Annotated in this window: 23 protein-coding genes; 9 read left to right on the forward strand and 14 right to left on the reverse strand. The window is 63.2% G+C overall.

The window, feature by feature from the left end; genetic code table 11:
* Positions 1 to 117: 117 nt before the first annotated feature.
* The 4 genes from EU811_RS08105 to EU811_RS08120 form a co-directional block, all read right to left on the reverse strand.
* Positions 118 to 1,743 (reverse strand): FAD-dependent oxidoreductase, encoded by a 1,626-nt coding sequence (locus EU811_RS08105; RefSeq protein ID WP_142937973.1) that lies wholly within the window; start codon positions 1,741 to 1,743, stop codon positions 118 to 120.
* The gene (locus tag EU811_RS08110) at positions 1,740 to 2,801 is read right to left on the reverse strand and encodes an alcohol dehydrogenase catalytic domain-containing protein (RefSeq protein ID WP_142937974.1); all 1,062 of its coding nucleotides are present in this window, start codon (positions 2,799 to 2,801) and stop codon (positions 1,740 to 1,742) included. The genes EU811_RS08105 and EU811_RS08110 overlap by 4 nt, the downstream gene beginning before the upstream one ends.
* A gap of 9 nt (positions 2,802 to 2,810) precedes the next feature.
* Positions 2,811 to 3,143, reverse strand: coding sequence for a YciI family protein (locus tag EU811_RS08115; RefSeq protein ID WP_142937975.1), 333 nt, complete (start codon positions 3,141 to 3,143; stop codon positions 2,811 to 2,813).
* Positions 3,144 to 3,255: 112 nt separating this feature from the next.
* Complete coding sequence (locus EU811_RS08120) at positions 3,256 to 4,152, reverse strand: LysR family transcriptional regulator (RefSeq protein ID WP_142937976.1); 897 nt, start codon at positions 4,150 to 4,152, stop codon at positions 3,256 to 3,258.
* Positions 4,153 to 4,252: 100 nt separating this feature from the next.
* Here EU811_RS08120 and EU811_RS24135 point away from each other — a divergent pair, with 100 nt between their 5' ends.
* From EU811_RS24135 to EU811_RS08150, 7 genes are all read left to right on the forward strand, one after another.
* A complete protein-coding gene (locus EU811_RS24135) occupies positions 4,253 to 4,636 on the forward strand; it encodes a helix-turn-helix domain-containing protein (RefSeq protein ID WP_238703344.1) in 384 nt (127 codons plus the stop codon).
* Positions 4,564 to 5,052 carry an IclR family transcriptional regulator domain-containing protein gene (locus tag EU811_RS24140; protein ID WP_238703345.1) on the forward strand — a complete coding sequence of 163 codons (489 nt, stop codon included), beginning with the start codon at positions 4,564 to 4,566 and terminating at the stop codon, positions 5,050 to 5,052. The genes EU811_RS24135 and EU811_RS24140 overlap by 73 nt, the downstream gene beginning before the upstream one ends.
* Positions 5,053 to 5,294: 242 nt before the next feature.
* On the forward strand, positions 5,295 to 6,656 hold the full coding sequence (locus EU811_RS08130) for an MFS transporter (protein ID WP_142937977.1): 1,362 nt from the start codon (positions 5,295 to 5,297) through the stop codon (positions 6,654 to 6,656).
* Positions 6,657 to 6,789: 133 nt separating this feature from the next.
* Positions 6,790 to 7,929 carry a Gfo/Idh/MocA family protein gene (locus EU811_RS08135; protein ID WP_142937978.1) on the forward strand — a complete coding sequence of 380 codons (1,140 nt, stop codon included), beginning with the start codon at positions 6,790 to 6,792 and terminating at the stop codon, positions 7,927 to 7,929.
* A 2-nt stretch (positions 7,930 to 7,931) separates the two neighbouring features.
* Complete coding sequence (locus EU811_RS08140) at positions 7,932 to 10,142, forward strand: oxidoreductase (RefSeq protein ID WP_142937979.1); 2,211 nt, start codon at positions 7,932 to 7,934, stop codon at positions 10,140 to 10,142.
* The gene (locus tag EU811_RS08145; RefSeq protein ID WP_142937980.1) at positions 10,139 to 11,029 is read left to right on the forward strand and encodes a sugar phosphate isomerase/epimerase family protein; all 891 of its coding nucleotides are present in this window, start codon (positions 10,139 to 10,141) and stop codon (positions 11,027 to 11,029) included. Before EU811_RS08140 ends, EU811_RS08145 begins: the two co-directional genes overlap by 4 nt.
* Positions 11,026 to 12,786, forward strand: coding sequence for an FAD-dependent oxidoreductase (locus EU811_RS08150; RefSeq protein WP_162520267.1), 1,761 nt, complete (start codon positions 11,026 to 11,028; stop codon positions 12,784 to 12,786). The genes EU811_RS08145 and EU811_RS08150 overlap by 4 nt, the downstream gene beginning before the upstream one ends.
* A gap of 96 nt (positions 12,787 to 12,882) precedes the next feature.
* Here the strand turns inward: EU811_RS08150 and EU811_RS08155 are convergent, their stop codons facing one another.
* From EU811_RS08155 to EU811_RS08195, 9 genes are all read right to left on the reverse strand, one after another.
* On the reverse strand, positions 12,883 to 15,063 hold the full coding sequence (locus EU811_RS08155) for a transglycosylase domain-containing protein (RefSeq protein ID WP_142937981.1): 2,181 nt from the start codon (positions 15,061 to 15,063) through the stop codon (positions 12,883 to 12,885).
* A gap of 108 nt (positions 15,064 to 15,171) precedes the next feature.
* Positions 15,172 to 15,672: a sensor histidine kinase gene (locus EU811_RS08160; protein WP_165450172.1), complete on the reverse strand. Its 501-nt coding sequence runs from the start codon at positions 15,670 to 15,672 to the stop codon at positions 15,172 to 15,174.
* Positions 15,673 to 15,864: 192 nt separating this feature from the next.
* The gene (locus EU811_RS08165; protein WP_202979307.1) at positions 15,865 to 16,830 is read right to left on the reverse strand and encodes a family 43 glycosylhydrolase; all 966 of its coding nucleotides are present in this window, start codon (positions 16,828 to 16,830) and stop codon (positions 15,865 to 15,867) included.
* A gap of 109 nt (positions 16,831 to 16,939) precedes the next feature.
* Complete coding sequence (locus EU811_RS08170) at positions 16,940 to 18,523, reverse strand: carbohydrate-binding domain-containing protein (protein WP_142937982.1); 1,584 nt, start codon at positions 18,521 to 18,523, stop codon at positions 16,940 to 16,942.
* Positions 18,524 to 18,552: 29 nt separating this feature from the next.
* Positions 18,553 to 19,341, reverse strand: coding sequence for a polyphosphate polymerase domain-containing protein (locus EU811_RS08175; RefSeq protein ID WP_142937983.1), 789 nt, complete (start codon positions 19,339 to 19,341; stop codon positions 18,553 to 18,555).
* Positions 19,338 to 20,066 carry a DUF4956 domain-containing protein gene (locus EU811_RS08180; RefSeq protein ID WP_142937984.1) on the reverse strand — a complete coding sequence of 243 codons (729 nt, stop codon included), beginning with the start codon at positions 20,064 to 20,066 and terminating at the stop codon, positions 19,338 to 19,340. The genes EU811_RS08175 and EU811_RS08180 overlap by 4 nt, the downstream gene beginning before the upstream one ends.
* Complete coding sequence (locus tag EU811_RS08185; protein ID WP_142937985.1) at positions 20,063 to 21,247, reverse strand: bifunctional glycosyltransferase family 2/GtrA family protein; 1,185 nt, start codon at positions 21,245 to 21,247, stop codon at positions 20,063 to 20,065. Before EU811_RS08185 ends, EU811_RS08180 begins: the two co-directional genes overlap by 4 nt.
* The gene (locus tag EU811_RS08190; protein ID WP_142937986.1) at positions 21,244 to 22,230 is read right to left on the reverse strand and encodes a phosphodiester glycosidase family protein; all 987 of its coding nucleotides are present in this window, start codon (positions 22,228 to 22,230) and stop codon (positions 21,244 to 21,246) included. The genes EU811_RS08185 and EU811_RS08190 overlap by 4 nt, the downstream gene beginning before the upstream one ends.
* Before the next feature lie 22 nt (positions 22,231 to 22,252).
* Positions 22,253 to 22,882, reverse strand: coding sequence for a DinB family protein (locus EU811_RS08195; protein WP_142937987.1), 630 nt, complete (start codon positions 22,880 to 22,882; stop codon positions 22,253 to 22,255).
* 170 nt (positions 22,883 to 23,052) lie between these two features.
* On the opposite strand from EU811_RS08195, the gene EU811_RS08200 reads away from it, so the two are divergent.
* Both EU811_RS08200 and EU811_RS08205 read left to right on the forward strand, forming a co-directional pair.
* Positions 23,053 to 23,367 carry an MmcQ/YjbR family DNA-binding protein gene (locus tag EU811_RS08200; protein WP_142937988.1) on the forward strand — a complete coding sequence of 105 codons (315 nt, stop codon included), beginning with the start codon at positions 23,053 to 23,055 and terminating at the stop codon, positions 23,365 to 23,367.
* Positions 23,368 to 23,389: 22 nt separating this feature from the next.
* Positions 23,390 to 23,698: a hypothetical protein gene (locus EU811_RS08205; protein WP_142937989.1), complete on the forward strand. Its 309-nt coding sequence runs from the start codon at positions 23,390 to 23,392 to the stop codon at positions 23,696 to 23,698.
* 72 nt (positions 23,699 to 23,770) lie between these two features.
* On the opposite strand, the gene EU811_RS08210 is transcribed toward EU811_RS08205, so the two are convergent.
* Positions 23,771 to 24,583 carry a bifunctional allantoicase/(S)-ureidoglycine aminohydrolase gene (locus EU811_RS08210; RefSeq protein WP_062071654.1) on the reverse strand — a complete coding sequence of 271 codons (813 nt, stop codon included), beginning with the start codon at positions 24,581 to 24,583 and terminating at the stop codon, positions 23,771 to 23,773.
* Positions 24,584 to 24,596 lie beyond the last annotated feature (13 nt).

Consider the following 24,596-nt stretch of genomic DNA (forward strand, 5'->3'; position numbering starts at 1 on the left):
TACGCCCCTTGCGCACGAAATAGGGCGCAGAGCGGGCCTCGCAACGCCCAACGCTCGACGGCGGTAGTCGCCGTCGAGCGTTCGTCCCCCAAAACGTAGGTGTCCCCTAAGATGCGGCTACGTGAGCCGGGCCGCCAGGTCCTCCCCAACAGCAAAGGCACGCGTGATCGCCGAGCCCAGTGTGGCGCCCCCGCCGGGGTAATTGTTTCGGAACACGCCGGCCGAGACGTTGCCTGCCGCGTAGAGCCCCGGAATGGGCGATTGCCGATGGTCGAGCACTCGCCCGTTGGCGTCCGTGGCAAGCCCGCCGGAAGTGCCCAATACCCCGGCGTGGATGGGAACGGCGTAGAACGGTGCCGCAAGTAGAGGCGCAAGGCAGGGGTTGGGAGTGTTGCCGGCGTCGCCCAGGAATCGGTCCTGCGGGGTGGCGCCGCGTCCGAACTCCGTGTCCACCCCAAGGGCAGCGTCAGCGTTGAACCGGGCAACCGTAGCGTCCAGCCCGGCCGGGTTGATGCCCAGATCCAGTGCCAACAATTCAAGGCTCGGCGCAGACACCATCCACTCGGCTGCCAAGCCCGGAGTGGAGCCCGCCACGGGGTACTTGGCCTGATAGGTGGAGTCGAACACCAGCCAGGCGGGGTTGTTCTGCTGCCGTCCGGTGTGCGGGTTGATGGACGCGAAAACCCGGCTGGCATCGTGATAGTTGAGGGCTTCGTTAACGAAACGCTTGCCGTCGCTGTTCACGGTGATGGACCCCGGGAGTGTCATCTCGACGTTCCCCATTCGGCCGGAACGCTGCCCATCGTACTGATGCGCCGCCGTCGATATGACAGGAACGCCCCACACAGCGGACATGTCCTCCACAGCCGCTCCGGCTTTAAGTCCCAGTTCCAACCCGTCGCCCTCGTTGGACGGTGCGCTGATGGGCGTCATCGGATACGGCAGGAAGGCGCTGCGGAGCCGCGGGTTCCATTCGAACCCTCCGGAGGCGAGTACGACGGCGGTCGCGGCCACGTGCGCTCCGGCGCCGCCGCCGAGACGCACGTTCCATCCGGTGCCGGACGGCGACAAGTCCTCCACAGGACTGGAGGCAACGATGTGAACACCACGATCCAAAGCGCTCGCCACAAGGCTGCCCACCAGTGCACCGCCCATGGTCCGGATCCCTGAGGAGGCCCGGCGCGACAGGAGCGCCGGATCGGCCGCACGGCCATTGAGTTCATCGCGCTCGGTCATAGTGAGCAGCGGGAAATAGGAGGACGGCCGGATCAGTTCCGAAAGGCCTGGATAATCCTGGGGATCGAACGCGTTGTTATCCAGGCCCCGGCCCCCATCTGCGGATCCCTTCCACTCCATGTGGTAATCCGGACGGGCGATCGGAACCATGGAAACCTTCGTGTTCCGGTTGAGGAATTCCACGGCCCGCGGCGCAGTGGACACGTACCATTCGATCTCCTCGGCCGTCATCACGTGCCCGGCCGCCTCGGAAAGGTACTCGACGCCGTCGGCATGGCTGTCCTGGTATCCCGCAGCCTTGGCGAGATGGTTGTTGGGCGCCCACATCACGCCACCCCCAGCCGCCGTGGTGCCTCCCAGCAGGTCAGCCTTTTCCACAACCAGGACGCTGAGGCCGGCGTCGGCCGAGCGGACGGCAGCCACCAGCCCGGCGGCGCCACTGCCCATGATGACGACGTCGTAGCTTGCGTTGAGTTGCTCGGGTGCGGTGAGGATGGGGGTGCTCATGCGGTGGTTCCTGCTGGCATCTCGATGAGGATTTTGCCGATCTTTTCCGTGCGTCCCTGCATCAGGCGGTATGCCTGTTCCAAGTCCGCGAAGGCGAAGCGGTGGGTCATGAGGGCCCTGGCCTGCTTTGGGTGTCTGGCCAGGAGGGCCAGACCGTCAGGGATGAGGTTGAGGCTCATGCGGCTTCCCATGATGTCCAGTTCCTTATAAGGGATGTCCTTCATGGACACGTTGGCCTGTCTGGGCGAAATGCCTACTTGGACGATTCTCCCGGCACTTGCCACAAGCCTGATGGCGTTCTCCAAAGACGAAGGGACGCCTGTGGCCTCGATGACCAGCTGGGGCCCGTAGCCATCGGTGAGTGCATCCAACCGAGGTCCCTGATGTGCGTCCGGGAAATCGCTCCCCGGGGACACCAACAAAGTGTCCGTGGCGCCGAACTCGACGGCGAGATCCAGACGGTGCTGCTCGGTATCAGCGCAGACCACGGTGACTCCCAACTCTGTCAGATACAGGGTGGCCAATAAGCCGATGGGACCACTGCCCAGCACCAGCGCGGTTTCCCCGGCCTCAGGCCGGCCCCGGTTGACTGCCTGCATGGCGATGGATGCTGGTTCTCCCATGGCAGCGATATCCAACGGGAGCTCGTCCGGCACCGGGCAGAGCTTGTCCAGTGGGACGCTGATCAGTTCAGTGAGCGCTCCGTCCGAGTAGCATCCCAGGCAGCCTACGTTGTGGCAGACGTTGTAGCGGCCCGTCAGGCATGGGCGGCACTTGCCGCAGTAGATGATGGGATTGACGGCCACGCGATCGCCGATGGCGATGGCAGCGTCGTCGTTCGAGACCTCGCCGGGCGTCAAGGCCTCCACGATCCCGGAGAATTCGTGACCTTGGATGAGCGGCAAATCTGTGGGGTAGTCGTCTTCCCAGATATGGAGGTCGGTGCCGCACAGAGTGACGTTGTGGACCCGGACAAGGGCGTGGCCTGATTGGAGGGTGGGCTCTGGGGAGTCCCGGAATTCAATGGTTTCCTGGGAGACGGTGACTGCGGAGAGCATTCCCGGACCTCAGACCTGGCCCGTAGCGTGGCCCGCGGGCTGAGCGTCCTGCACCACGGTGTCAGCGCCAAAGAAGATGTTCCACTGGCGCACGGTGCGTTCCTGGATGAGCCCGGCGAGCTGGAATGGATCCTGGTCCATGAGGGCTTCGACGTCGGCCTTGGAATCGCCGGAAATGATCAGCAATGCGCCGGGAGTTTCCTCGGGACCGAAGGGTCCGCTCTTCAGGAGGCGACCGCCGTCGAACTGGGCTTTGAGGAACTCGACATGAGACGGACGGACCGTATCCCGGCTGGCGGATGTTGTGGGGGAGTAAGCGTAGGTAACGGCGAAAGTGGCCATGAGGGTGTCCTCTTCATTGAGTGAGTGGGGGCTTTCCTCAATGCTGGGCAAACTATTAGCTCTTGTCCAATACTTAGTTGCTCTCTCACTATGTGCGAAAAACACATAGTGATCAGGGTGCCGGGGTGGGGAGCACTTCTTCGGCCAACCGCAGGGCTGCACGGATGGCCGGCGACGTTGCTGCCGGGTTCCACGCGAGACCTGAAAACAGCAGGACATCCTCCCCTGCCAAGGTGAGGAAGACGGTGCCCGCCGGCATGATTCCTTGGATGGATTCGGGCATCAGGCTGATTCCCACGCCGCCTGCTACCAAGGAAAGTGCTGTGTACGGATCGGCCACTTCCTGGCTGATGCGGGGCCGGAATCCAGCAGCGGCGCAGGCTGCGAAAGTGACGTCCCGGAGTGTGGACCCTTGAGCGGCAGGCATGGTGATGAAGGGGTCGCCTGCGAGTTCGGCCATCTCTACCGACGTCTGCCCGGCCAGCGGATGGTCCGCGGGAACTGTGACCCCCAGACGCTCCGTGGCAATCCGGCGGGTGGCTAACGACGGCGAGTCGATGGGGAGGCCGATGAAGGCCAGATCCAACACGTTGTTGCCCAACTGATGGAGTGCTTCCTGGGTCAGCAGCCCGCCATGCAATGTCACCTCCAGTTGCGGGTAATGCTGGCGAAGAGCGCGCGCCAGAGGGGGAAGCGTGGTGTGGTTCAACGCCCCGGAAAAGCCAATGGCAAGCTTGCCGTAAACGGTCCCGGTTCCGGCGTTCACTGCACGGCGGGCCAAGTCCACTTCGTCGAGGATTTTCCGGGCGTGCGGAAGCAGTGAATGCCCCGCTGCCGTTAGCGTGACAGACCTGGTGTTGCGTTCGAACAGCGCCGACCCCAAGTCCTTTTCGAGCTTTTTGATGGTTTGGCTCAGTGGTGACTGCGCCATCCGGAGCCGCTCCGCCGCGCGGCCGAAGTGAAGTTCCTCGGCCACCGCCAGGAAGGCCTCAATTTGCCGCAGTTCCACGTTGCCTCCCACATTTTCAAGGTCAAGTGCAAGGCTATATTGGGTTCACGTCCGGGACGTCCGGGGTGGCCGGATTGCCGGGAAGCTAACGGGAGGCATCATGGCTAACTCAGCGTCGGGGGAGTCCGTCATTGAGCGTGTTGTGAAAATCATGGATGCGTTCTCCAAGGGCCAACCGTGGCTTCCACTCAAGGAGCTGGTCCGGATTACCGGGATGTCCAGCAGTACCGTGCATCGGCTGGCCATGGACTTGGCCTCCAGTGGACTCCTGGAACGTAATGCTTCAGGGGAGTTTGGGGTCGGCATGAAGATGTGGGAGCTGGCCTCCCGCAGCAACCCCTTGGAGGAGTTCCGCCGTCGGGGTTTGCCGTTTTTGAAGGCGTTCATGCGGCCGTCCGGGAGCATGTGGCGTTGTCCATACCTGACGTGGAGAACAACAGCGTGCTCTACCTGGAGCGTCTGGACCGGCATGGAACGGTCATGAACCTGGCCGAGGTGGCGGGCCGACTGGACATCCACACCACATCCTCCGGGATGGCCATGATGGCGCACATGCCGGGCTGGGTGCAGGACCGATTCTTGGCCGGGGCGTTGGAGAAGACCACTCCGGCTACGGAAACAGATCCTGCAAGAGTCAGGGCCAACCTCGCGCTGATCCGGGAGCGCGGCTACGCCCGGTTGGTCGGCGTCCTTGTGGAGGAGAACACCGCCTACTCCGTTCCCGTATTCGGCCAGGGCCATGCGGTCATAGGTGCGATTTCCGTCGTCGTGCCCTCCGTTGACGAGGACGCCGGGCTGATTCTTCCGGTGCTGGTGGCCGCTGGCCGTGGCCTGTCACGGACCATGGGTGCTGAGCGTCGGCCCTACGGATCCCGGCCCTGGTTGTCTGCCACTGACTAAGCCAGGCATGCCTGTGTCCCGTTCAACGGGAAGTTTCCCCTCGGCCTGTGACCTGGGTCCTACAGTCGATCCCAGAGGAACTATCGCCAGTGACCTGGACCACACATCCTGAATTCGTTATCAACGGCCACAGGATGGACTGCCCAACAAATCGGCAGCCGGCGATTCGTGACTCATCTAATTCTTTGCCGGGCAAGGCACCATGGCGGTGCCACTTCCCGCGCACTCAATGAGGAGACAGTATGGGAAACGTGCAGCAGCACTCGCCCTCGGACGTCAACCCGGCAGCGCCGGTTGAGCACGTCAAAATGCCCAAGAAGGCGGCCCTCGCCTCCTTCCTGGGATCCACCCTGGAGTACTACGACTTCTTCATCTACGGCACCGCCGCCGCCCTGATCTTCCCCAAGATCTTCTTCCCGGGCGGCGACCCCGTAGTGGCACTCCTTGGAGCGATGGCTACGTTCGGCGTCGGGTATCTGGCCAGGCCGCTGGGTGGCTTGGTGATGAGCCACTACGGCGACAAGATCGGCCGCAAACAAGCGCTGATGATCACGCTGGTGATCATGGGCGTGGCCTCCATTGGCATAGGATTCCTGCCCACGTACGGGCAGATCGGGTACTGGGCAACGGCGCTGTTGCTGGTAGGCCGTTTGGCCCAAGGATTCTCCGCCGGCGCCGAAGCCGCAGGTGCGTCAACACTCACCATGGAGCACTCACCGGAAGGCCGCCGCGCGTTCTTCACCAGTTTCGTGATGACCGGGTACGCCTCGGGAATGGTGCTGTCCACCATCGTCTTCATTCCGCTGGCCGCGCTGCCCGAAGAGCAGCTCCTCAGCTGGGGTTGGCGTGTGCCGTTCTGGCTTTCGGTAGTGGTTCTCGCTGTGGCTTACTGGATCCGGACCCGCCTGGATGAGCCGCCTGTGTTCGAAGAGATCGTGGAGCACAACAAACCCAAGGCGATCCCCGCCGTCGCAGTTTTCAAAACGCAGTGGCGCGACGTCCTGCGCGTCGGCGTGGTGATGCTCTTCTCGGTCATGCAGACCACCTTCACCGTGTACGCCCTGGCCTACGCCACCGGACCGGCCGTGGGCATCGACCGCACCCTCATGCTTACCGTGAACGCCGTAACCATCGGGCTCTCCATGGTGACCATTCCCATCTCCGCCATGATCTCGGACCGCATCGGCAGGAAGAAGGTCCTGCTGGTGGGAGCCCTCGGCTGCGCTCTGACCACTATTGGCTACTTCTGGGCCATCAGCGGGCAGAACATCCCCATGGTCTTCCTGTTCGGCCTCCTGAACATGACCGTCTTCTACTCCTGCTGGAACGGTGTGTGGACGGTCTTCTTCCCGGAGATGTTCCCGGCAGCAGTCCGATACTCGGGCATGGCGATCGGAAGCCAGATCGGCTTGATCCTGGCAGGATTCGCACCCGCAATCGCAACGCTCCTTGCACAGCCCGGCCCCAACGGTTGGTGGCCTGTAGCGGGCTTCACCATTCTTTGCCTGGCAGCCTCGGCCATCGCCATCATGACGGCCCGCGAGACTTACAACGTCCCGCTCGAGGACCTCGGCAAGCCGCGTAGCGCGCAGGTCAACAGATAGAGCACGACGCCGGGCGGCGGCACCCAGCCGCCCGGCACCCGTTCGCCTCCGGGCAACCCGCCGCGCCCCTGACTCCGGCGCTCGCCACATCAGCACAAACCCCTACGACTCATGCCCTGAAAGTTGGATACCCATGACTTCGTCAGCAACCGCACCCCGTACCTTCCGCGTTGGAATCGCGGGTTGCGGTGCCATCTCCCGAAACCACCTCGAGGCTTTCCGTGCCCTCAACAACGTGCAGATCGTTGGTGTCTGCGATGTGGATGCGGACCGGGCAAGGGCCACAGCCGAAGCCTGGGGCATACCGAATGCGGTAACAAGCATGGAGGAACTACTCAACCTGGGCCTGGACATTGTTTCTGTCTGCACCCCACATCCCACGCACGAGGAAGTGGTGCTGAAAGCTGCGGCGGCGGGGGTTAATGTACTCTGCGAAAAGCCGATTGCCACCAAACTGGAGTCAGCCGAACGCATGGTGGCGGCCTGCGAGAACGCCGGAGTCCAGCTAGGGGTACTCTTCCAGCGCCGCTTCTGGCCGGCGTCGCAAAAGATCCGCACCGCCATCGACGACGGCACACTGGGCCGCGCCATCATGGCCCAGTGTTCGGTCATGCTGCACCGTGCCCCGGAGTACTACACCAGGGATGCTTGGCGTGGCACGTGGGAGAGCGACGGCGGTGGAGTCCTCATGTCGCAGGCGGTCCACCAGATCGACCTCCTCCAGTGGTATCTGGGAGACGTGGCCGAGGTTTACGGCAAGGTCAACACCTACCGTCACGCCGACTATATAGAGGTAGAGGATTCCGCGACGGCGGTGATCACTTTCACCTCCGGAGCCATGGCCACGCTGGAAGCCTCCACAGCGGTGTCTCCCAACCTCGGAATCCAGCTCCGCATCACCGGCGAAACAGGGGCTTCGGCTTCCCTCACCGAGTTTCCGGAAGGCAGCGACGGCCGGCTGGACCTGTGGGCGGTAGGCGAGCAAATCGTCGTCGAGCCTGTCCACCCGGAAGGCGTGGAGCCGAACGTCGATCTGTCCGTCATCAACGGCCAGCTGATCCCGTTCCACAAACTGCAGGTCCAGGACTTTGTCCAGGCACTGGAAAACGGGACGGAACCGGCAATTACCGGCAAAGACGCCCTGAAATCCTTGCGGATACTCCTCGCCGTTTACGAATCTTCACGCACCGGCCAACCCGTCCGCTTCGCACCAGCCCAGCCCTCCCACGCAGCCATTCCCGAGCTGCGCGGCCGCGAAAAGGTGGCTCGCTGACCATGCCTCCCACCACGCCCGCAGCGGGAATGCCCCTGACCCTGGGTCGCAACGGCCGCACCCCCAAGACCCTTCGCAACCGCCTGGCCTCCGCACCCATGGAACGCAACTATGGCACCACGGATGGCTTCATCACCGAGCAATACATCGACTACCTCGTGACCCGTGCCAAGGCCGGCCTCGGCATGGTCACCACGGAGGCCACCTACGTCCGCGCTGACGGTAAGGGCCGCACCCACCAACTCGGCCTGCACACCGATGACATGATTCCGGGGCTTCGCCGCCTCACCGACGCCCTGCACGCCGAAGGTGCGTTGGCCGCCGTCGAACTTAATCACGGTGGCCGCACCGCCCAAGCGGCAGTCTCGGGCTTCAAGAACCTCGCGCCGTCGCCGGTTCCCTGCCCGACGGCGGGTGGTGAGATTCCGCGGGAGCTCACCGCCGCTGAGTGCTACGAACTTGTGGAAGCTTATGGGGCTGCGGCCCGCCGCGCGGTGGCCGCCGGGTTCGACGTGATCAACCTGCACGGCGCCCACGGCTACCTGATCCATCAGTTCATGTCGCCCATTTCCAACCACCGAACTGACGAGTTCGCAGCACCGGAGTTCTTCATGAACCTGGTGATCGACGCCGTGCGGCAGGCCGTGCCGGACACGATTGTGGGAATGCGTGTCTCGGTAGTGGAAGGTCCGGCCGACGGTATCAGCGCCGAACAGCAAGTGGCCATCATCGCCAATGCCCACTTGGACAAGCTCGATTTCCTGGACATCTCTGCGGGTAGCTACGACGCCGGTGAGTGGATCGTCCAGTCGGGGGAGTGGAAGCCCGGGATCCTGGCCGAGTACGCCAAGGCCTACCGTCAGTTCGGACTTCCACTGGGTATGGCCGGGCGACTCAACAGCCCGGAAATCATCGAGGAAGTCCTATCCCAGGGAACTTGCGACTTTGTGAGCCTTGCCCGCGCCATCCATGCCGATCCTGCCTTCGTGGGCGGGGTGCTGCGGGGCGAACGCTACCGGCCATGCATCGCGTGCAATGTGTGCATAGATAACCTTGGCCTCGGTCAGGTCACCTGTACGGTCAATCCGGCAGTTGGCCGCTCACGTGTTCCCGTTCCCACGCCCGTTGTTCGCCCGGGCTCCCGGGTGCTGGTGGTCGGCGCCGGGCCTGCGGGCCTCACCGCTGCCCGCGAACTCGCCGAAGCCGGTGCCAGCGTGACATTGATGGACGACGGCGTGCGGCCGGGTGGGCAATTCGCGCTCGCTGAGCGGATGAAATCGACGCCGGATTTCCACCGCTTTGCAGATTGGTCCAGCGCGGAAAACGATCGCCTGGGCGTTGAGGTTCGCTTGGGAGTCCGCCTGGACACGTTCGACGTCGGCTCGCTGGCCCGCGATTTCGGAGCGCAGGCAGTGGTCATTGCGACCGGTGGCCGCAGGCCCTCTCCAGGGTTCGTGGGCGGCGACTCTCCGCAGGTCTCCGACATCCGGGAATGGCTCGCCGCCCACCCGGAAGTGCTCGACGTCGGCCTGGCCGGTCCCACGGGCAGCGCGCCCGAGGCTGTGGTCAGTGCGCCGGAGGCTGTGACAATTTGGGGTGCGGATTCCGTTGCCATGAGCGTGGCCGACACCCTTGCTGCCCTTGGTACTGCTGTGCTGATCGTCGGACCACAGGAAGCCCTTGCCCCCGAGTCCGGCCGTCGAGCCAAGATCCTCGCAGTACCCCGGCTTGAAGCCAACCCGAAGGTGCGGATCTTCCTGTCCAGCACCATCGAGGAGTTTGACGGTACTGGTGAGCCTGGCGTCAATAGGGTTCGGATCAGGCGCTCGGGTGTGGAGGACGAGTGGATTGATGCCCCGGGCGATCTTTTGGTCTCGCGTTCGGTGCTGCCGCTGGACGGGCCGCCCACGCTGGAGCAACCGCTGACATTGGAGCAACGGGAAGCCGAGCTCAGCTTTGCGGCTTCGCTCCCCATTGCCCTCGCCGGGACGGTCGTGGACAAGGCACCGGCCATTGTGTCCAACGCGGTCAAGAGCGGTTACGACGCAGCCCAGCGCATTGCCGCGGCACTGGCCACCCCCTCCGCCGACACCCCCTTCGCCGAGATCGCGGGAACAGTGCCGGATCGCCGGAGAGTTCCGGCGAATTCGCAGCATTCCAGCGACCTCGCCGACACCCAGCATGACTTCACCCTGAACGGAGCCCGAAAGTGACCACACCTACGCGCCGGCTGGGAATCGCCCAGCTCTCCTTGGTCGGAACCGCACCGCCGGATTTGGTGAGCATCGCGGCACAGGCGGGCTTCGACTTCATCGGAGCCAGAGTCCGTCCAGTCACTGCCACGGAACGGCCATACGATCTCCAGCCCGGTTCCCACCTGCTCAAGGAGACGCTGCAACGGATGGCGGATACAGGGATCACGGTTGAGGATGTTGAGTTTCTCCTCTTGGACGGAACTGGCCTGCAGAGCGGGCAGGATCAACGCGAAGCCTGGCTGCGAATGATGGAGGCCGGCCAAGCCCTCGGGGCATCAACACTGACGGTGGCCTGCGCAGACCCGGACCTTGACCGTTTCGGTGACCACCTCGCGCAGATGACCCAGGACGGTAAGTCCTACGGAATCATGCCGACGCTGGAACCCATCGCCTACCAAACCGTTCGTTCCCTTCCCCAGGCAGTGAAGCTGTCCCGGCGGGCGGGCTGCAAGATTGTTGTTGACGCACTCCACGTCAACCGCTTCGGCGCAACTACGGCTGAGCTCGAAGCGGCCACGGATCTGGTTCCTTTGGTCCAACTCTGCGATGGTCCTGCTGCTGCGCCGGAAAACAGGGAAGCCCTGATTGTCGAGTCGCGCTCGGAGCGAGGCGTACCCGGCGACGGTGAATTCCACCTAGCGAGCATACTCGCGACCTTCGCCGCAGGAACCCCGGTCAGCATCGAAACGCCATCGGACAAAAGGGCGGCCGAGATGGGCGAACTGGCATGGGCCAAACATCTCAAAGCGGCGGCAGATTCCGTCCTCACCACCACAGCAGTCACCACCGCAGCAGTCAACAGCCCAGCACACAACATCTCAGCACTTACCGGGAGCAACAAATGATGGACAGTACACCTAGCCCCGTGGACTGCGACGTCCTGGTTATCGGCTCAGGCGCCGGTGGCATGTCTGCAGCTGTCACAGCAGCCTTCCACGGAATGAAGGTGATTGTGGTGGAGAAGGCAGAGGTTTGCGGCGGTGCAACCTCCTGGTCCGGAGGTTGGGCTTGGGCACCGGGCAACCCATTGGCGAAGGCTGAAGGGGTCAATGAGGACAAGGAAACCTTCCGCACATACCTCCGGGAGGTTCTCGGGGACGACTACCAGGCTGACAGGGTGGATGCCTTCCTTGAAGCTGCCCCGCACATGGTGGGCTTCTTCCACAACAAGACGTCCCTGCAGTTCGTTCCCGGCAGCAAAATCAACGACATCTACGGTGACCTTCCAGGTGCAGGAACTGGCAATCGTTCGGTCGGTCCTAAGCCTCTGAACGCCCGCACCTTCAAGCCTGGACTGAGGGCGAAGATGCGTCATCAGCTCTACGAAACCTCGTTCCTAGGCATGGGAATCATGGCCGGTCCGGACCTTGGTAAGTTCCTGTCGGCATCCCGGGGCAACCCCAAGGGCCTGTTCCACGCAGGCTGGCGCTTCGGATTCCACCTCCTGGACCTGCTGACGCACCGGAGGAACATGCAACTGGTCAACGGCACAGCGTTGACCGGAAGGCTCATGAAATCCGCTGACGATCTCGGAGTGGACATCCGGGTCGCCACGCCGGCCACAGCGCTGCTCAGCGATGAAAACGGCAAGGTGACCGGCGCCGTCGTGCGTTCTACCGAAGGTGAGGTGCAGATCAACGCGAGACGCGGCGTCGTGCTGGCAACCGGCGGCTTCCCCAACGATGTGCAGCGGCGCAAGGAGCTGTTTCCGAAGACGCCCACGGGCCGGGAGCACTGGACGCTGTCCCCGGGCGAAACCACCGGTGATGGCATCAACCTGGCGCAGGCCGTGGGTGCACGCTTCACCACCGCAGTGCAGTCGCCGGCCGCTTGGTGCCCGGTGTCCTTGGTGCCGTACCGCAACGGCCGGACGGGCGTGTTCCCCCACATCATGGACCGTGCGAAGCCGGGCAGCATAGGCGTCCGCGCGGACGGGAAGCGGTTTGTGAACGAGGCCAATGGCTACTACGACTACGTCCAGGCCCTCCTCGCAGCGACTCCCGACGGTGAAACTGTGGAGTCGTGGCAAATCGCGGACAGCCGATTTGTCCGTAGGTTCCCTCTGGGCATGGCCAAGCCGCTGCCCGTGCCGCTCTTCCCGTACCTGCGCTCCGGGTACCTCATCAAGGGGCGAACGCTGGAAGAACTTGCGACCAAATGCGGTATTGACCCCGCGGAGTTGCGCCGGACGGTGGCGCGCTTCAACGCGAATGCCCGTTCCGGCGTCGACCCGGACTTCGGACGCGGCGAATCCGCGTTCAACCGCTACGGCGGCGACGCCACGCACCGGCCGAATCCGTCATTGGGGCCTATCGAGAAGGGGCCGTTCTATGCGGTGCGGGTTGTGCCAGGGAGCTTCGGGACATTCGCGGGCGTGGAAACTGACGGCCGAGGGCGGGCGCTCAACAACCAAGGCCACCCCATAGATGGCCTCTACGTAGCCGGCAACGATCAAGCAAGTGTCATGGGCGGGCATTACCCCGCCGGCGGCATCAACCTGGGACCCGCACTGACCTTTGGCTACATCGCCGGACGGGACCTCGCCGGCGTCACTGCATATGAGGACGACGGCACGCAGGCGGAGATGGAGCTCGCACTGTAGAAGTTCGTTGTGAGGCCTGCTCTGCAGGGTTTGGTCTTGGAATTGTGTGGAGAGCGGGCCTCGCAACGCGAGGCAAGGTGGGTGCAACGCGTGGGGTCAGCGGCGCGTGGGCTGCGGTGTCGACGGGGTGGGCGCTGGGGGAGGGGCCGGTGCCGGGAAAGGCCCGCTAGGGTATAGGGACGTGGCTGTCATCATGTAGTTGGCCCACTGTGGGCCGGCGATCATGTAGCCATCCAAGGACTTGTAGAACTTGCCGTTGATGGTGACGTTTTGCCCGGCCCGCTGCTGGCCCGCCGTCGTGTCCCCGAAGAACGACGCCGTTGCAAGAGTTGTGGTGTAGCCGGCCACCCAGGTGGCGCCGTTGTTATTGGACGTGCCTGTTTTTGCCGCCACCGGAGCCTGACTTTGAACCTTGGGTTCGATGTAAACGCCCGAGCCCATTTTGAGAACATCCTGCAGGACGGCATTGACGCCCCGCGCCACGGCTGGCTTCACTGCCTCCCTGCACTCAGGGGTCTGGGCTTGGAACTGGCGTCCTTGGGCATCGCTGATCTCGGTGATGGCGATGGGCTTGCAGTAGGTGCCGTCGTTGGCGAAGGTGGCGTAGGCGCTCGCCAGGACCACAGGGGCCACTCCAATGGAGCCAAGGAGATTGCCGATCTGGTGCATGTTGACCGGTGCGTTGTCCAAGCCGCTGTGCAGGCCCACGGTGTCCACCATTTTTTGGATCCCGCAGAAATCCAATTGGGCTGCGGTGGCGAAAGTGGCCGTGTTGATGGAGTTGTAAAGGCCGTAGTTGATGGGCATTGGCCGGTAGTAGCCGGCGTCGTTGTTTTGCAGGTCGTCATCGGCGCCAAGGTTCTGGGCTTTCTGCGCGGTGCTGTAACCCCCAAGGACCCTGCCGCAGCTTGAGCGCCACGGGAAACCGACTGGATAGACCCGGCGGGAAGCGTCAACAACTGCAGTGGGATTCTTGCCTTCATTGAGCCATTCGGCGTAGATGAACGGTTTCATGGTGGAACCGGGCTGGAAGCCGCCTGCGCCATTGAGGTCGTAGCCGTTCTCGTCTTTGGCATCGACGTTGAAGTTCAGTTGGGTATCGTATTTTCCTTCCTGGGGAACGAACACCGTGTTTTGGGCCATCGCAAGGATCTTGCCTGTGCCCGGCTGGACGGTGCTCATCGCGGCGCCCCATTTATCCGGGTTGTCGCCAGCGGAGGCGTCAACTTGCTCCTGCGCGGCGTTCTGGAGCCGGCTGTCCAAGGTGGTGGTGATGGTCAATCCGCCACGGTAGAGGAAGCGTTCACGTTCCTCCACGGTGTCACCGTAGGCCTCGTCGTTAAGGATGAGGTGGGAGACGTAGTCACAGAAGTAGGTGGCAAACGAGGTACCCGCGCAACCTTGCAGGGACGGGGTGATGTCGAGCTCAAGGGGAGAGGCTACAGCGACGCCGTGATCCACAGCCGTGATCTTGCCCTGTGCCAGCATCCGGTCCAGCACCAGGTTGCGCCGGTTGAGTGCAGCCTGAGGATCCACAATGGGGTCGTAAATGCTGGGGCCATTGACCAGACCAGCCAGGAGGGCTGCTTGCGGCAAGGTCAGGTCCATCGCGGAGGTGCTGAAGAAATAGCGGGATGCAGCCTCGATGCCGTAGGCGTTCCGGTTGAAGAACACTATGTTCAGGTATCCCTCAAGAATCTGATCCTTGCTGAACCGCTTCTCCAGCTCAAGTGCGAGCTTCACTTCGCGCAGTTTGTCACCCACGGTCTTCTGCCCGCTGAGCACCACATCCTCCGGACGCCCCTCGGATAAGCGGGACTCGTTGAGCACATTGGTGACGTACTGCTGCGTCAAGGTGGAGGCGCCTTGCCGGGTGCCCTGTGTCAGGTTGGAACTCAGCGCCCGCATGATGCCTTGGGCGTCCACGCCCGCGTGCTCGTAGAAGCGGTTGTCCTCAATGGCGATGATCGCTTCGCGGATGAACGGGGACATCTCCTCCAGCGGGACCTTTACCCGGTTCTCCGCATAGAAGGTGGCAATGAGCTGCCCGTCCGCGGAGACCACGGTGCTGGAAAGCGAAGGTGAATCAACGTTCAGCTCGCTCGGCAAACTTTGATAGAACCCCAGGGAACCGCCCACGGTGGTGCTGGTGAAAGCAACCACGGGTGCCAGGAATCCTGTGATCAGAACTCCGCAGAGGGTGCTCACGAAGAAGAACCCGAAGACCCTCAAAAGGACCTTGCCAAGACCTATCTTTGGACCCTTGTTCCGCGCCATTTTCGTGCCAATCCGTAGGGATAACCCGGCTGAAAAGTAGCTATAGAATACGTCCGGCAAAGCTGCGCGGCTACGGGTTGGGCGCCCGAATATGGTCCCAAATAGGACTCAATCCAGCGGCAGAGTAACCCTCACACTGGTGCCCCGCCCAACCGCGGAGTCGATGTCTACTGTCCCGCCGGCGTCGTGTACTGCTATTGACATCAGAAGCAATCCGAATCCGTGCCTGCGGCCGCTGGGCGCGGCGTGGATTTCGAAACCGCAGCCGTCGTCCGTGATGGTGAGCTGGATGCCGTGGTAGACGGCGTTGAGCCGGACCGTGAGCTCGCTGGCATTGGCGTAATTGAGGGTGTTGCTGAAGGTCTCCTGAGCCACGTGATACAGGAGGGCGGCGGCTGAGGAGGAGATCTCGATGCCGTGGTGCGGGGTGTGCCAATGGACGGTGACGCCCTCGCGCCGGAGAGGTGCGGCAAGCCGGTCGATGCATCCGGCGACACCCAGCGCATAGAAATCCACGGGGTGCTGGTCCTGGATGATGCCTTTGATGGCTATCACCTCGGTGAGTGCTGATGCCTGTTCCATTGCTTCCCCCACATCGTTGTGTTTCATATCTGGAATTCGTTGCCGAAACCCCTTGGTATTGGTGCTTCGTGCTTCCAGCGTGGCGCTGCTATATCAAGGAAGCTTTTCGATTGGCTCAAGTTCGCATCAAGTTTGCGGGGAGCCTTAAGGGGGACGGCCTGCCCGTGTGGAGGCTCGACGGCGGCACGTCGCTTACCGTCGTCGAGCCCTGTTGCGAAGCTACGCGCTCTCGGGCTGCTTCAGTACCAGCAGGCTGTCCGCGTTCCGATCGCACTGCAGCACGCCCTCATGGACGGTGAGTTCGGCAACGAGCACCGATGACCGCCGGCTCTCGACAGTCGGGTGGCTCGCACCGGCGCGGCTGGGGTGCGTGAAGTAGAAGATCCATCCGCGGCCATGGTTGACAACCACGTCTGCGTGGAGGCCCGGCCCCACATCATCGGTCCGTGCGAAGGTGTCGCCGATGGCTGCGTCCAGGATGACCCCTTGTTTCTCCCATGAATCGAGATCGTCAGAGCGGTACACTTCCTGGCCGGACCACGTGTCCACGATCATCCAGTACCAGCCGCCCAGGCGGAAAACGTTGGCCCCTTCGTGGCCCGAGGGTGTGGTCAGTACGTGGCCCCGGACCTTCCAATCGAAGAGGTTGTCGCTGTCCGCCGCCCAGGTTTCCGAGCCTTGCACCTCGTCCTTAAACCACATGCGGAATCCGCCGCCGGGGTGTGGGTGCACGCAGGCGTCGATGACCCGGTTGGAGCTCAGCGGAACTAATCCGTGGTGGGTCCATGCCAGAAGGTCCGGGCTGGTGTAGTGGTGGATTTCCATGGAATGCGGATTGCCGTGGGCGGGGATGCCGCGGATGTAGCTGACGTACATGTGGAAAGTGCCCGCGTGCTCGAAGACTTCGGGTGCCCAGAAAGTGTTGTGGCCCCATTCGAAGTCAAGGCCCTCAAGGGTTCCGCGGTAGTCCCAGTGTGTGCCGTCCGTGGATGATGCAACTCCGAGCTTGGAACCGTAGAGCCAGCTGAGTCCGTCCTCGAACGGGACCGTGGTGCGGCGGTTGGTGTAGATCATCCACCAGGCCTGCTCGCGCGGGTTGTAGATGACGGTGGGATCTGCGGCACCGTCCTCGATGGGGTCCCTGAAGAGTGGTGACTTCACCGGGGATTGGGTTTGGTTGCTCACGTAGTTCCTTGCTGATGGGCTGTGTTAGCGCTAACAAATTAAACCTAAGCAACACTCTGAAACACGTCAATGGGGGACTGGTCCGAAATCCAGTCCCCCATTGTCTGACTTACCAGCGGCCGCCGCCACCACCGGGACCTTGGGCCTGCGTGTACTGGCCCGCGGTCGCGGTGCCTTGTTCTTCTGCGCCGTCGATGGAGCCTGTGGTGACGCCGGCTTCCGTGTCAGCACTGCCTCCCGTGTACACCGTGTACGTCGCACCGTCGGTGATCGCGGCGGAGGAGAACACCAGGGATGCGATGGTTTTGGTGGTCACGAATGTCGCCACCACCGCTCCCGTGGCGTCGACGATGTGCACAGGCGTGCCGGAAGACACCGAAGAGTCGAAGGTCAACTGCACACCGGACTGCGTGGATGAGGTCCCCGGAGTTACTGCCATCCCGGCGCTGCCCGCTGCGGCAACCGTCCCGCCGGTGACTACGAGTTCACCGTTCACATCCAAGGCCCCGTTGCCGTCGTTGGTGGGGCCGTTGACCACCACGGTCCCGCCGGAAATGCTGGCGTTGCCGTTGGAGTCCAGGCCGTCACCTTCTGAGTTGATGGTGAGGTTTCCGCCGGAGACGTCCACGGTGTAGTCGCCAACGGTCTCCCCGCCGCCCATACCGCCACCCATTGGACCTCCGCCGCCTGCCGTGCCCGCATCGGTACTGGTCGAAGAGCCACCCGAGGCGTTCACGCCGTCGTCGTTCGCTGTGACGGTGACGTCGCCGCCGGAGACCACAATGTGCTGCGCTTCCAGTCCTTCCTCCGACTCGGCCACGGTGACTGTTCCGCCGGAAACGGTGAGGGTGTTGAACGCCTTTACGCCGTCGTCGCCCGCGTTGACTGTCAACGAGCCGCCGCTGACCAACAGCCACCCCCGCCCCTCGTCGGTGTCGTTGTCTGCCTTCACGCCGTCACCGCCTGCGGTCACCTGGTACGCGCCGTCCAGCAGCACTGTGTAGTCCTTGCCGCGAATGCCGTCGTCCACGGCGTCCACGGTGACCTTGCCGGCAGCCATCACCAGGCCGTCCTTGGAAACGATGCCGTCGTTGGATTTCCCGTTGACGGTGAGGGCACCGGTCCCGGCGATGGTCAGGTCCGCCATGGAGTAGAGGGCTGCGTTGGGGGAGTCCTCGCCCTGGTCGGCGTAGGTGGTGGCATCCGTTAACGTGTTGGTGCTGCCCTCGTCCAAGTACACGATCGCTTCGTCGGCGCTCTGCACTACAAACGGCGAGCCGGTGGAGTTGCCCAGTTCCACGCCGTCCAGAATGATGCGAACCGTATCCTCCTCACCGGCTGCAACCACGATCTGCCCGTCGCTCAGCGAGCCGCTGAGGCGGTACGTTCCCGCGGCGCTGATGGTGACGGTGTTGCCGTCTACAGCCACGCCGGTGGAGGACGACGACGTCACTTTACTGCCGCCGTCGGACAGGCTGATTGCCACTTCCGTTGCGGCGTCCCACGTGAGGTCGTCGCTGTCGTAGTGGGTGTCTTCTTCAATGGTCCCGGCCGTTACGGCCTGCTGGGTGGTGCTGGTTGACGTGCCGGTGGTGCCGGTGGACGTTGAGCTGGTGGCGGCCGTGGAGCAGCCGGCCAAGGAAATGGCCAGGGCGACGGCGGCAACGGAAAGGGAAGTGCGGAAGGAGCGCATAGTGGATTCCTAAGTCTGTGGAGGGAATGTCAGTGGAGGGGGCGCAGGGGCATCCTGCGTCGAAGGGTTTGATTCCAGCGGTTGGCCGGAAGCTCGGGGTGGAGTGCGGCCATGCCGGTGGCGAACTTGGAGATGCGGCAAGGCCGGACGCCGTGTGCCCACAGGTGCTTGTCCAAAGGGCCGGGCGCTGAGCCGGACTTCGTCTCCACCACCACCGCGTTGTCCAAAACCCAGGGATGGCCGTCTGGGCTTTGCCACGTGACGTCGGAGTCGATGGTCGCGCGGCTTCCGGACTCGGGGAGGAAGAGTGTGGTGCGGTCGTAGCGGGTGGAAAGCACCGGCTCCAGCGGTCCGATGCTCATGTCACCGATGGCCGCGGCCAGCGTCTCATTCACGTAGGCCAGGCCCTCTTCCGTGAGCCGGTCCCGGTCGCCCAGCTCATAGGGGATGCGCTCCTTGACGGTGGCCTCGCGAGCGCCTTCGGTCTTCACTTCCAGGAAGCTGACCGCGCTGTCCAGGTAGGTGCGGGTACGGATCTTGAACCGCCTTCGCCTGCCGTGCGCGGCGAGCATGTAGCTGTCCAACTCGGCGGTGTCGAAGTACACGGAGTCGTAAGCGAACGTGCGGTTCCCTTCCATGTCCAAGACCCGGGCCTCGGAGCTGAAGGTGCTCAGGACCTTGCGTGCCGTTGCCGAAGGAACCAGATACTTTCGGTCCACCCGGGTCAGCAGGGCGGCTTCGGTAGTGAGCTCTTCAAGCCCGACGGCGGGAAGCTGGCTCAGTTGCGGGATGATCGGTTCGGCGTCGATGCGGCTCATGCGACACCGGCCGAGGTGGGTACGGATTGCTGGGTGTGCTGGGGTGCTGGCTGAGCGGAGTGAGCCGGCTGAACCGGCTGCACGGACTGGGCCGGGAGTTCCTCCGGAGCCGGGGTCAACGCACCGGCTGGTTGGTTGAAGCCAAGCTGGGCGTGCCGCGGCTGGGATAGGTCCTCATGGAGGGGCCGCACCGCGTATCGTACGTCCACGATCGTTTTGTCGTTCACCAGGTCCAGTTCCTGAATGGTGGCCGAGTGGACAGTGCCGTGGAGGACTTCTTCCAGCCGGGCGTAGAGCTCGGGTTCGTTGTTGATGGCCCGGTCCAGCACCACCACCTGGTGGCGGTAGGCCGGGAGGACCCGGGGGTTGTCGCCGACGAACATCACCAGCAGGACCAACGCCATGAGGGACAGCGTCAGCCAGAGAGGTTCGACGCCGATGCCTGCGATCAAGCCCAGCGCCAACGCCGAGAAGTAGTAGGCCACCTCGTGCTGGGCCAGTTCCGTGGACCGGAGCCGAATGATGGAGAGAACACCAAACAAACCCAGCCCCAAGCCAACGCCTGCGGCCGAACCGGACAATGCCGTGGCGACTGCCAGGACGCCGACGTTCATGCCCAGGTAAGAAACAACCAGGTCGCGGCGCCTGTGCCGGCGGAGGTAGAGGGCAAGCGTCAAAATGGTGATGGCGGCCAGGTCTGCCGCGATGAGGATGATGGTGTTCATCGGTTACTCCGGAATCTCTTGGGGGATTGATCTCCACTTTTCCCGGCCATGCTGTGCTGAAACTGTGCCGGGACCAAGGCTGGGATATGTGTTTCGACCACGGTCGGTTCCAATGGTTTGGGCCCTGTTGTTTGGGCGGCGTGAACCGTTGACGCGGCATGTCCCTTGCGCACGAACAGGAAGCGCTGTTGTACTGCATAGCTGACTCCCAGCAGCGTCATCTCGGTGGCAAGCTTGGCCAGCACGTCTGGAACGGTGAGGGAGGTGAGGGTCCACATAGCGGCGTAGTTTGCGGACAGGAGGACCACAACCAGCGCAACGTATCCTGTGGCGGCGGCGCGGAACGAGGTGTCCCTGCCGTGCTCAAAGACCATCCGGCGGTTGATGAGGAAATTCACCGTGGCACTGACCAGACGGGCTCCCACCACCGCCAGAAGCAGCGAGTCCGTGAACGCGCTGAAGATCAGGAACATCACCAGGTCCACCACGAATGCGGACAGCGAGGACCCCAGGAACTTCAGCAGCGGGGCGTAGATCCTGATGGAGTCGGCGATGGGCCGGAAATGCGAGCCCGAATTGTGGTCCAGGTAGACGGTTGCGATCTCCACTGTGACGATGCCGTAGCCGGCTTGCTTCGACTCGAGCAGCAGGTTCAGCTCGTACTCGTAGCGTTCGCCGCGCACGGTCAGCAACCACGGGAGCATGTCAGCCCGGTACCCGCGGAGGCCGGTTTGCGTGTCCGTGATCCCTTGGCCGGTGGCGAGCCTGAACAGACCCCGGGTCACTGTATTGCCGAATCGGCTCCGGGCCGGGACGTTACCTGTGAAGTTCCGGCAACCCAGGACCATTGCAGCCGTGACGTGACGGACGCGGTCGGCAACGGCAAGAATGTCGGCCACTCCGTGTTGTCCGTCGCTGTCAGCACAGACCACGTCTTGGCCCGGGAAGTGCTCGGCGATGAAGGCGAAACCGCTCTTCAGGGCGTGGCCCTTGCCGCTGTTCACGGCGTAACTGAGCACATGGCACCCAAGCCGCGCGGCGTCGTCGAACGTTTCTTTATGGTCAGGCCCGGAACCGTCATCCACCACCACGATGGTGAGCCACGGATCGGCCTCCTGAAGGTTACGGACAAGGGCAGGGAGGTGGTGGTCCGGCTCGTACGCCGGTATCAGGATGATCATGACTGGGCGATGTAGAGGATGTCCGAGGTGCCGCGCTCTTTGTTTTCGCCGAGCGGGTTGTTCACCAGGGAGCCGTTGAAGTACATGGTGGAGGAGCCGCCGCCGTCCAAGTTGTACGCGGTGGTGGCGCCCAGGTCCTTCATGATCTGGGCCAGGCCGGACATGGTGACGCCGGAGCTGTAGCCGGGGCTGCGGCCATCCACCACCACGAACACCAGGTGGTTCTCATCGATGACACCTACAGCGGTGCGCGGCTGTTCGCCCTGGATGGAGTGGTTGCCGAAGTTCGTATCAACCTCCACGTCCTCGATGCCGGACGCGATCTGACCGTTGTCCAGCAGCGACGGCCCGAACGAGAGCGTGTTCCACACGCCGTCCGCGATGAGCTGATCAGCGGTAGTTGTGGTCTCGTCGTAAACCTTGACCGTGCCGTCCTTGTAGAACGCCAAGCCCTGCCGCGCGCCCTCGTCCCGGTACACCACGCCGTTACGGATCACGATGCCGGTGTCCCGGAAGCCGTAATAGTCGCCGTTGATCGCGAAAATGGCGTTATGGTCCTCGGCGATCGCGGATGTAGTTTCGGTGATGTTCTCGCCGTACGTGTCCTCGGCAAACGCCGACTTCAGCGTGGTGGCATCATCAAGCACGACGTCGGCAACGTAGTACGTCACGGTGTCGTCACCGGTGCCTGTGGTCACCGTGGAGATGGTGACCCCCGTGTCCCCGGAGGCGTAGGACGTATCGGTGACCACGGCGCTCGCCGACGTTTCTGCGGAAGCCTCATCCGCCGTCGTTGTTGTTGTGGTGCCGGCCTGGCTCGCCTCGTATTCGGAGACGTTGGTGATCTCAGCGTGTGGGACCACAAACCGGTCCAGGGCCCAGGCGGCGGCACCCCCGGCAGAGAGAGTGACCGCCAGAACGGCGGAGATCACGGCGCGCCGTGTCCGGCCGCCCTTACGGTGTTCAGTCTGTGGAGAAGTCATGCCTCATTTCTACGGAGCGAGGCTACGCCGGAGGTTTGCCCAAGATATGCGGGGGCTGTGAAGTTTCAGGTTTGCTGTGGCCCGCCTCCAGGGCTGCCTGTTCAATGCGTGCACGGTGGGCTGCCCATTCTTCCGTGGTCCGGCTGGGGATGTTCGGATCCCCAGGCCTCTGCCCCATGGAGCCGTCAATGAGTTCGCGGATGATGTCCGCGTGCCCAGCGTGCCGGGCTGTCTCAACACACATGTGAACCAGAATCTGGTGCAGCGTCACGTTCTTCTTCTCCTCCGACCACCATGGCACCGCACCCGGCGCATCCAAGGGGAGGGATTCGATGGTTTCATCGCTGTGTTTGGCGGAGAAGTGATGGAGATCCTGGATTTCCTCGCGGCTCTCCGTTGCCGGAACCCACATGTCCGAATCCGGTTCGGCATCATCGGCCAACCAGGGCAGGTCGCGCCCGCTTGGCCGGCCGAAGACCTCCCCGAAATACCCCAACTCCACACTGGCTACGTGCTTCACGAGCCCCAGCAGATTGGTCCCCGTGGGGGTCATGGGTCTCCGGGCATCGTATTCACTGAGGCCATCCAATTTCCCCAGCAGGTCCGCCCTGCGGAGTCGCAAATAAGTGAGCAGCGTGGCTTTGTCATCCATGGGTGCACTCTACCCAAGTCCCACACCAGCCCCACCCGCCCCCCGCGCGACTTCGCCGGAGCAGTGCGACTTCGCCGGAGAGGTCCGGCGGTCTCGCACACCTCCAGCGGTCAAGCACGTTTCCGGCGAAGTCGCTTGCGGCAGCATGAACGCCAATGCCACAGTGAACCATGGCCACAGAAGAGGATGTCAGGAGAATCTGCCTGGACATGCCGGGCGTCAGCGAACGACTGAGCTGGGGGCAGCCGGCATGGTTTGCCAAGTCCCTCATGGCACGGATCTGGGAAGAGGGGGTTGTCACGGTCAAGACTGATGAACGCGAGGCGCTCGCAGCCATGGAACCGGATACCTTCTTCTGGACCCCGCATCACGAGCAATCCCCGAAGCTCCTGCTGGTCCGGCTCGAACGAATCGAGACGGACGAGCTCGATGAACTGCTCCAGGAGTCGTACAGAATCGCCGGCGCCCCCGCCAAACCCAACTAGGTCGCATACTAGACTCGGCCGCATGGGGGAACATAACAAACTTGGGGAACACAACAAGCCGAAGCCATCGCGCGGAGTCTCTGCCGTCGTCGTGCCTTTGCTGGGCTTGATCGCCGTGATCGTGGGGGTGGTGGTGGCGTGGAACAACCAGAGCACGGACTTCGGCTGGTTCGCCTATGCGCCGCTGAGCGAGACAGTGTTCATCGGGAACGGCGCGGCCATGGTCAGCCAAGGGACGCAGCTCGGGCTCGCCGTGACAGTCCTGGGCCTGTTGGTCCTCGCGTTCTGGGCCGGGCTCGCTGTGGGCCGCCGCCGTCACCAGAATCGCTGAGTTCGCCGGAGAAACGCGAAATCGCCGGATAGCTCCAGCGAACTGGCAGCTTTCCGGCGATCTCGGCGCACATCAGGTGAGCTTCACCTGGCGGTTCATGTCCTTGTACAGCAGGTAACGGAACTCGCCCGGACCACCGGCGTAGCAAGCCTGCGGGCAGAACGCGCGCAGCCACATGAAGTCGCCGGCCTCCACCTCAACCCAGTCGTTGTTGAGCAAGTACATGGCCTTGCCCTCCAGCACGTACAGGCCGTGCTCCATGACGTGCGTCTCCGGGAAGGGGATGACGCCGCCGGGCTGGAACGTGACGATGTTGACCTGCATGTCGTGGGCGAGGTCGCTGGAGTCCGTGAATCGCGTGGTCTTCCAGACGTCGTCGGTGTCCGGCATGGAGGTGGGCTCCACGTCCTTCTCGTTGGTGACGAAGGACTTGGCCTCGAAGCCTTCAAGGCGTTCGTAGGCCTTGCGGATCCAGTGGAAGGAAACGATGTCGTCGGACACGTTCTCCAGGCCCCACTCTGCTCCGGCGGCAAGGTAGGCGTACCCGCCCTCTTCAAGGTGGTGCAGCTCGCCGTCGAGGGTGAGGTTGACCTGGCCCTTGGTCACGAAGATGACGCCTTCAACGCCGGACTCGAACTCGGCCTTCGGTGCGCCGCCACCCGGAGCGATCTCCACGATCAGCTGGGAGAACGTGGTGGCGAAGCCGGAGATTGGCCGTGCGATGATCCACGAGCGCGTGTTGGAGAAGCCCGGCAGGTTGCTGGTGACGATGTCCGTCATGACGCCCTTGGGGATCACCGTGTAAGCCTCGGTGACGATGGCCCGTTCGGTGGTCAGTTGGGTCTGCGGCGGCAGGCCGCCCTGCGGGTAGTAGTACTTGCCCATTCGAGTTGCTCCT

The sequence above is a fragment of the Arthrobacter sp. TS-15 genome (assembly GCF_006964045.1).
Lineage (GTDB): Bacteria > Actinomycetota > Actinomycetes > Actinomycetales > Micrococcaceae > Arthrobacter.

Coding starts and splice junctions, on each gene's coding strand:
- EU811_RS08105 (WP_142937973.1), bottom strand. CDS start 1,743: ATGAGCACCCCCATCCTCACCGCACCCGAGCAACTCAACGCAAGCTAC.
- EU811_RS08110 (WP_142937974.1), bottom strand. CDS start 2,801: ATGCTCTCCGCAGTCACCGTCTCCCAGGAAACCATTGAATTCCGGGAC.
- EU811_RS08115 (WP_142937975.1), bottom strand. CDS start 3,143: ATGGCCACTTTCGCCGTTACCTACGCTTACTCCCCCACAACATCCGCC.
- EU811_RS24135 (WP_238703344.1), top strand. CDS start 4,253: ATGGCTAACTCAGCGTCGGGGGAGTCCGTCATTGAGCGTGTTGTGAAA.
- EU811_RS08130 (WP_142937977.1), top strand. CDS start 5,295: ATGGGAAACGTGCAGCAGCACTCGCCCTCGGACGTCAACCCGGCAGCG.
- EU811_RS08135 (WP_142937978.1), top strand. CDS start 6,790: ATGACTTCGTCAGCAACCGCACCCCGTACCTTCCGCGTTGGAATCGCG.
- EU811_RS08140 (WP_142937979.1), top strand. CDS start 7,932: ATGCCTCCCACCACGCCCGCAGCGGGAATGCCCCTGACCCTGGGTCGC.
- EU811_RS08150 (WP_162520267.1), top strand. CDS start 11,026: ATGATGGACAGTACACCTAGCCCCGTGGACTGCGACGTCCTGGTTATC.
- EU811_RS08155 (WP_142937981.1), bottom strand. CDS start 15,063: ATGGCGCGGAACAAGGGTCCAAAGATAGGTCTTGGCAAGGTCCTTTTG.
- EU811_RS08160 (WP_165450172.1), bottom strand. CDS start 15,672: ATGAAACACAACGATGTGGGGGAAGCAATGGAACAGGCATCAGCACTC.
- EU811_RS08170 (WP_142937982.1), bottom strand. CDS start 18,523: ATGCGCTCCTTCCGCACTTCCCTTTCCGTTGCCGCCGTCGCCCTGGCC.
- EU811_RS08175 (WP_142937983.1), bottom strand. CDS start 19,341: ATGAGCCGCATCGACGCCGAACCGATCATCCCGCAACTGAGCCAGCTT.
- EU811_RS08180 (WP_142937984.1), bottom strand. CDS start 20,066: ATGAACACCATCATCCTCATCGCGGCAGACCTGGCCGCCATCACCATT.
- EU811_RS08185 (WP_142937985.1), bottom strand. CDS start 21,247: ATGATCATCCTGATACCGGCGTACGAGCCGGACCACCACCTCCCTGCC.
- EU811_RS08190 (WP_142937986.1), bottom strand. CDS start 22,230: ATGACTTCTCCACAGACTGAACACCGTAAGGGCGGCCGGACACGGCGC.
- EU811_RS08195 (WP_142937987.1), bottom strand. CDS start 22,882: ATGGATGACAAAGCCACGCTGCTCACTTATTTGCGACTCCGCAGGGCG.
- EU811_RS08200 (WP_142937988.1), top strand. CDS start 23,053: ATGGCCACAGAAGAGGATGTCAGGAGAATCTGCCTGGACATGCCGGGC.
- EU811_RS08205 (WP_142937989.1), top strand. CDS start 23,390: ATGGGGGAACATAACAAACTTGGGGAACACAACAAGCCGAAGCCATCG.
- EU811_RS08210 (WP_062071654.1), bottom strand. CDS start 24,583: ATGGGCAAGTACTACTACCCGCAGGGCGGCCTGCCGCCGCAGACCCAA.